We start from the raw sequence: 4,898 nt of genomic DNA, 5'->3' as shown, positions 1-4,898 counted from the left end.
CGGCCGAGGCGGCGCGTCGCTCGGTGATCCGTCGCGCGCAGCGCGAGATCGCGGCAGGCGTCGCCGCTCAGCTTCCGGCCGTGATCGACTCGGTCGATCGTTCGCTCGCGCAGGCCCGCACCGAGCTCGCCGCCGCAGAGTCCGAGCGCACCGCCCTCACGGCCGAGCTCGCCGACCTGCGGGTGCAGGAGGCCGCCGTGCGCGAGCGGCTCGCCGGGCTCACCGACAGCGTCCACACGCTCGAGCTGCAGATCCATGAGAAGCGGCTGCACGCGACCGGTCTGCTGGAGCGGGTGCAGTCCGAGCTGGGGCTTGATGAGAACATTCTCGTATCGGAATATGGTCCGGATCAACCGGTTCCCGTCGAGACGGCTGTCGAGGAAGCCGTCGCGGCCGGCGACGCCGAGGAATCGACGACCGTCCCGTACGATCGCTCGCAGCAGCGACGCCGCCTGCAGGAGGCCGAGCGCAAGCTGACGCAGCTCGGTCGCGTGAATCCGCTCGCGCTCGAGGAGTTCGAGGCCCTCGAGCAGCGGCACAAGTTCATGACGGAACAGCTGGCCGACCTCACGCAGACCCGCAAAGACCTTCTCACGATCATCGAGGAGCTCGACGGGCGCATGCAGGAGATCTTCCTCGCGGCGTTCGACGACACCAAGGCGGCGTTCGGCGAGGTCTTCCCGATCCTCTTCCCTGGCGGCACCGGGTCGATCTCGCTGACCGACCCGGAATCCCCGCTGACCACGGGGATCGAGGTCAGCGTGCGGCCGGTGGGGAAGAAGATCGAGCGGCTCTCGCTGCTGTCGGGCGGCGAGCGGTCGCTGGCCGCGGTGGCGCTGCTCACCGCGATCTTCAAGGCGCGGCCGAGCCCGTTCTACATCCTCGACGAGGTCGAGGCCGCGCTCGACGACGCGAACCTGGGCCGGCTCCTCGGGGTGTTCGAGCAGCTGCGGGAATCGAGCCAGCTGATCGTCATCACGCACCAGAAGCGCACGATGGAGATCGCCGACGCGCTCTACGGGGTCTCGATGCGCCAGGACGGCGTCTCGGCGGTCGTCGGCCAGCGCATCGTCGAGCGCGCGGCCAGCTGACCGGACCCTAGGCTGGATGCCATGGCAGAGAGCTCCTGGTCGCTCGGCCGCGCGCTGCGCGGCATGTTCGTCAAGCCCACGATCGACGAGAACACGTGGGACGACCTCGAGACGGCGCTGCTGACCGCCGACTTCGGCCCCGACATCACCGAGCGCGTCGTCGAGGAGCTGCGCGAGAAGGTCGAGCGGTTCCGCACCACCGACCCGCGTGACCTGCAGCGCATGCTGAAGGAGACCCTCGAGGAGCATTTCGCGAAATTCGACACGACGCTGCGGCTCACCGAGCGCCCGGCGGTCGTGCTCGTGGTGGGCGTCAACGGCGTGGGGAAGACCACGACCATCGGCAAGTTCGCGAAGTTCCTGCAGCGCTACGGCCGCTCGGTCGTCGTCGGCGCAGCCGACACCTTCCGCGCCGCGGCCGTCGACCAGCTCGCGACCTGGGCGGAGAGGGGCGGGGCCGCGATCGTACGGCCCCAGCAGGAGGGCCAGGATCCGGCATCCGTCGCCTTCCAGACCATCGAGTACGCACAGCGCACCGGCACCGAGATCGTGCTCGTCGACACCGCCGGCCGACTTCACACCAAGGGCGGGCTCATGGACGAGCTCAGCAAGATCCGCCGCGTCATCGAGAAGCAGGCGCCGATCAGCGAGGTGCTGCTGGTGCTCGACGCCACGACCGGCCAGAACGGGGTCATGCAGGCGCAGGCGTTCCTCGAGCACGCCGGGGTCACGGGGCTGGTGATCACCAAGCTCGACGGCTCGGCGAAGGCCGGATTCGTGCTCGCCGTGCAGGAGCGCACCGGCATCCCGGTGAAGCTTCTGGGTCAGGGCGAGGGCATCGGCGACCTCACCGGATTCACGCCGCACGTGTTCGCGGCATCCCTCGTCGACTGACGTCGGTCGCGGACAGCCGCAGCCGCCGAGCGGCGTCGCCGGTCGCCGTGCGACCTGCGCGAGCGCGCGTTCGGCGCCACGCCCGGTTCGGGCTATCGCGGACGCGCCGGTTGCTGTTTCATGGGGACATGGCGATCGAGCACGACTACTTCGGCCTCCTCGAGTCGGGGCCTGACGGATCGATCTTCTGGTCGGAGAACGTCGAACTGGGTGACCAGTCGGTCACGGTGGACCTCACCGCGCCCGACCAGGACGACGTGTCGGAAGCGGCACTCGACGTCGCGGCCGCGCTGATCTCATCGATCGAAGACATCGACCGCAGCGCGCGCAACGCCATGGTGGACGAGCTCAGCGACCGCACCAGCGAGGTGACCGAGTACGTCCTGCAGCAGCAGGAGGCTCTCGGCCACGCGATCGAGCAGATGCTCGTCGACATCTCGGGCGACGTGCACATCGACGTCATCCGCTCGCTGCAGCTGATGAGCATGACGATCCTCGCCGACGAGCACGGCGGCGCCGACCCGTTCGCGGTGCTCGAGTACGCGCTCGATCCCGACGCGACCGACGACGTGCTGCTCGTCAACCTCGACTCCGATGGCGCGGTGCTCTCGGTTACCAGCGCCGACTGACCGCTGCCCGGGGCGCTACACGGCCTGCGCGAAACCGCGCTCTACGTGCACGTCCTCGGCGAAGTGCGCCAGGTGCGGCGGGATCTCGCGCCCCTTCGACACCATCGACTGCGCCCACAGGCGCCCCGCGCGATACGACGAGCGCACGAGCGGACCGGCCAGCACGCCGAGGAATCCGATGCGCTCGGCTTCGTCCTTGAAGTCGACGAACTCCTGCGGCTTGACCCAGCGGGCCACCGGGAGGTGGCGGGGCGAGGGCCGCAGATACTGCGTGATCGTGATGATGTCGGTGCCCGCCTCGTGCAGGTCGCGCAGCGCCTGGACGACCTCCTCCGGCTCTTCGCCCATTCCGAGGATCAGATTCGACTTCGTGATGAGCCCCGCTGCGCGCGCCTGCGTGAGCACATCGAGCGAGCGCTCGTAGCGGAAGGCCGGGCGGATGCGCTTGAAGATGCGCGGCACCGTCTCGACGTTGTGCGCGAACACCTCGGGGCGGCTGTCGAAGACCTCGCCCAAGAGCGCCGGGTCGCCGTTGAAGTCCGTCGCGAGGATCTCGACGCCGGTGCCCGGGTTCTGCGCATGGATCTGCCGCACCGTCTCGGCGTGCAGCCACGCGCCGCCGTCGGGGAGGTCGTCGCGGGCGACGCCGGTCACGGTCGCGTAGCGCAGCTGCATGCGCGTCACGCTCTCGGCCACGCGTCGCGGCTCGTCGATGTCGTAGTCGGCGGGCTTGCCGGTGTCGATCTGGCAGAAGTCGCACCGGCGCGTGCACTGCGAGCCGCCGATCAGGAACGTGGCCTCGCGGTCCTCCCAGCACTCGTAGATGTTGGGGCACCCGGCCTCCTGGCAGACCGTGTGGAGCCCCTCGGTCTTCACCAGGGAATGCAGGGCCTGGTACTCCGGGCCCATCTTCGCCTTGGTCTTGATCCACTCCGGCTTGCGCTCGATGGGCGTCTGGGCGTTGCGAACCTCCAGGCGCAGCAGTCTGCGACCGTCAGGTCCGGTGGCGGGCGCGGCGGCTCCGCCGGCGCCGCACGCGCTCACGCCGCCACCCCCGCGTACTCGTGGGCGAAGACGCGCGACACCGAGCCGAGGATGTCACGCGGGGCGATGTGCGCCCCGGCGACCTCGCTGATCGTCGTGACCCCGGCGTCGGTGATCCCGCACGGGATGATGCCGCGGAAGCCGGCGAGCGTGTTGTCGCAGTTGACGGCGAAGCCGTGCATGGTGACGCCCTTCTCGACGCGCACACCGATGGCCGCGACCTTGTCTTCGGACAGCGGGCGGCGCACCCACACGCCGCTGCGGCCCTCGACCTGGTACCCGTCCACGTCGTGCTCGCGGAGTGCCGCGATGAGCAGCCGCTCGATGCGGCGCACGTGTGCGACGACGTCCACCGGCTCGGGGAGCCGCACGATCGGGTACCCCACGAGCTGGCCGGGGCCGTGCCACGTGATCTTGCCGCCGCGGTCTACGTCGACCACCGGCGTGCCGTCGGTGGGTCGTTCGTGGGGCTCGGTGCGCCTGCCGGCGGTGTAGACCGCCTCATGCTCGAGAAGGAGAAGCGTGTCGGGCCGATCGCCGGCGACCACCTCCGCATGCACGCGGCGCTGCAGCTCCCAGCCGTCGAGGTAGGGGACGGCGTCGGGGGAGAGGCCGACGGTCTGAATCTCGAGCATCCTGCTCCTTCGCTTGCGGCAATTGCTGGATTGCGTCCAACAATACGCCTTCAGAGGACCGACGGATGCCGCGGGCCCGCGCCGCCCGGTAGCGTGTCGTCGTGAGCAGCAGCGGGCGTGTGGGCAGACCGAAGGCGTCGTCGCGTGAGACCCTCGCCGAGGCGGCGTGCGAGCTCTTCCTCGAGAAGGGGTTCGAGGCGACGTCGATCGCCGACATCACCACGCGGGCCGGCGTAAGCCGCTCGAGCTTCTTCAACTACTTCTCATCGAAGTCCGACATCCTGTGGGCAGGACTCGACGAGCGCATCGCCACGTTCGAGGAGCGCCTCGCCGCGGGGGAGGTCCCGGATGCCTCTGCTGCGGTCCGCGCGCAGGCGCTGGCCGTCGCCGACGCCTTCACCCCCGACAGCCTCGCGCTCGGCATCGTCAACGCGCAGGCGATGGGTCTCGAAGACGCGATCGAGCGCGAGGCTGCACTGCGGCGCTCGCGCATCGCGCGGGCCGTAGCCGCCCGGCTCGTGCGTGGAGGCTCCGATCGGCTCCGGGCCGAGGTGGCCGGTGCGGCGTGGGGCGGCGCGGTGCTCGCGGCGATCGAGGCATGGGCG

6 protein-coding genes are annotated in these 4,898 nt (G+C 70.0%); 4 read left to right on the top strand and 2 right to left on the bottom strand.

Going from position 1 to position 4,898, the window contains the following annotated elements; translation table 11 throughout:
- From EIO58_RS12575 to EIO58_RS12565, 3 genes are all read left to right on the top strand, one after another.
- A partial coding sequence (locus EIO58_RS12575) for an AAA family ATPase (protein WP_240658806.1) occupies positions 1–1,091 on the top strand: 1,091 nt, incomplete at its 5' end.
- 21 nt (positions 1,092–1,112) lie between these two features.
- A complete protein-coding gene (gene ftsY, locus EIO58_RS12570) occupies positions 1,113–1,985 on the top strand; it encodes a signal recognition particle-docking protein FtsY (protein ID WP_127819825.1) in 873 nt (290 codons plus the stop codon).
- 128 nt (positions 1,986–2,113) lie between these two features.
- A complete protein-coding gene (locus EIO58_RS12565) occupies positions 2,114–2,614 on the top strand; it encodes a DUF2004 domain-containing protein (protein WP_127819824.1) in 501 nt (166 codons plus the stop codon).
- 15 nt (positions 2,615–2,629) lie between these two features.
- Here the strand turns inward: EIO58_RS12565 and lipA are convergent, their stop codons facing one another.
- Positions 2,630–3,658: a lipoyl synthase gene (gene lipA, locus EIO58_RS12560; RefSeq protein ID WP_205789255.1), complete on the bottom strand. Its 1,029-nt coding sequence runs from the start codon at positions 3,656–3,658 to the stop codon at positions 2,630–2,632.
- The gene (gene lipB, locus EIO58_RS12555) at positions 3,655–4,293 is read right to left on the bottom strand and encodes a lipoyl(octanoyl) transferase LipB (RefSeq protein WP_127819823.1); all 639 of its coding nucleotides are present in this window, start codon (positions 4,291–4,293) and stop codon (positions 3,655–3,657) included. The genes lipA and lipB overlap by 4 nt, the downstream gene beginning before the upstream one ends.
- 101 nt (positions 4,294–4,394) lie before the next feature.
- Here lipB and EIO58_RS12550 point away from each other — a divergent pair.
- Positions 4,395–4,898, top strand: a 504-nt coding sequence (locus EIO58_RS12550) for a TetR/AcrR family transcriptional regulator (RefSeq protein ID WP_127819822.1), incomplete at its 3' end; no start/stop codon positions are given.

The sequence above is a fragment of the Microbacterium sp. CPCC 204701 genome (genome assembly GCF_004010105.1).
Classification (GTDB): Bacteria; Actinomycetota; Actinomycetes; order Actinomycetales; family Microbacteriaceae; genus Microbacterium.
Note: the sequence above shows the minus strand (reverse complement) of the source record. Positions and strands in the feature narration are given on the sequence as shown.

Coding starts and splice junctions, on each gene's coding strand:
- ftsY (WP_127819825.1), top strand. CDS start 1,113: ATGGCAGAGAGCTCCTGGTCGCTCGGCCGCGCGCTGCGCGGCATGTTC.
- lipB (WP_127819823.1), bottom strand. CDS start 4,293: ATGCTCGAGATTCAGACCGTCGGCCTCTCCCCCGACGCCGTCCCCTAC.
- EIO58_RS12565 (WP_127819824.1), top strand. CDS start 2,114: ATGGCGATCGAGCACGACTACTTCGGCCTCCTCGAGTCGGGGCCTGAC.